The sequence below is a fragment of the Nocardioides abyssi genome, from assembly GCF_030412915.1.
In the GTDB taxonomy this organism is placed as follows: domain Bacteria; phylum Actinomycetota; class Actinomycetes; order Propionibacteriales; family Nocardioidaceae; genus Nocardioides; species Nocardioides abyssi.
Genome location: NZ_JAUHJR010000175.1, coordinates 1 through 277 on the forward strand (window position 1 = coordinate 1; position 277 = coordinate 277).

1 protein-coding gene is annotated in these 277 nt (G+C 41.2%); it reads left to right on the top strand.

Annotated features, from left to right (window positions below):
* Window positions 1-277: family 20 glycosylhydrolase (locus tag QWY29_RS21360; protein ID WP_300963049.1), on the top strand; the 277-nt coding region annotated here is incomplete at both ends.

Consider the following 277-nt stretch of genomic DNA (forward strand, 5'->3'; position numbering starts at 1 on the left):
TGAAGCTCCTACTGCTAAAGGTGTATTTTGGGGGACGAGAACCTTGTTGCAGATGATTCATAATCAGCCGGAGGGGCTGATGAGAGGGCAGGCTACAGATTTTCCATTGTATCCGAACCGAGGATTCATGATTGATGTGGCACGTAAGTTCTTTACAATGGATTACCTGCGTGATTATGTAAAAATCCTTTCATTCTATAAACTGAATGAGTTACAAGTTCATTTGAATGACAATGGCTTTGTTGAGTTTTTCGGAAATGACTGGGACAAGACGTAT